This is a genomic window from Gordonia cholesterolivorans (genome assembly GCF_039531975.1).
In the GTDB taxonomy this organism is placed as follows: Bacteria; Actinomycetota; Actinomycetes; order Mycobacteriales; family Mycobacteriaceae; genus Gordonia; species Gordonia sihwensis.
The window spans coordinates 1-755 of the sequence record NZ_BAAARB010000066.1 but is presented as its reverse complement, the minus strand read 5'-3'; the positions used below and the strand labels follow the sequence as shown (position 1 = coordinate 755).

Here is a 755-nt window from a genome sequence, read left to right as displayed (position 1 = left end):
GATGTGGAACCCGGACGTATCCGACGATCGGCGGCCTTGTCGTACCCGACAGGCACAATCAGCTCACAACCATCAATCCGAAACCGCACAGGCCAGGACGTCACCCCGATGAAATTTCGAGGCTAACAAAGGCAGAATTCAGCGGTTTCGGACGACTGGCAGATGCGCAGATCAATCTCGACCACAAGGTTGTCGCTATCGTCGGCCCGAACGAGGCAGGCAAGACGACTCTATTGAAGGCGCTCGCCTACATAGATAACGGCGAGTCGCTCACCGTCGCTCAACGATCGCGTGGACTTTCCGGTGACGTCGCCGATGACCATATCGTGGTGAGGATTCAGTATCGGCTGGATGAAGCGGATCAGGCTGCAGTTGCGCACCTCGATCTAAACGACAAGCCGACCGAACTCTGGCTCTCCCGTACAGCTGGGCCAGGCGACGCCCGCAGGAAGGTCGTACCGACCCCGCGCAAGAATCTCGTCCCTCTTGTGTCGGCGTTAGAGGCTCTGAAGGCCGCAGCAACTGACTCCGCCATTGCTGATCTGAAGCCTGCCGAGCCAGAAGATGGCGCGGAACGCGAAGAGCTTGACGAGCGACGCACGTCCTTCAGTGGCCGCCTTAAGGCGGCTCTAGCCTCGAAATTTCATCGGGGTGACGTCCTGGCCTGTGCGGTTTCGGATTGATGGTTGTGAGCTGATTGTGCCTGTCGGGTACGACAAGGCCGCCGATCGTCGGATACGTCCGGGTTCCACATC

At 59.1% G+C, this 755-nt stretch carries 1 protein-coding gene; it reads left to right on the top strand.

Going from position 1 to position 755, the window contains the following annotated elements; all coding sequences use genetic code 11:
- On the top strand, positions 1-683 hold a 683-nt coding region (locus tag ABFX36_RS18915), incomplete at its 5' end, for an AAA family ATPase (protein ID WP_346077827.1).
- Between the last annotated feature and the right edge of the window lie 72 nt (positions 684-755).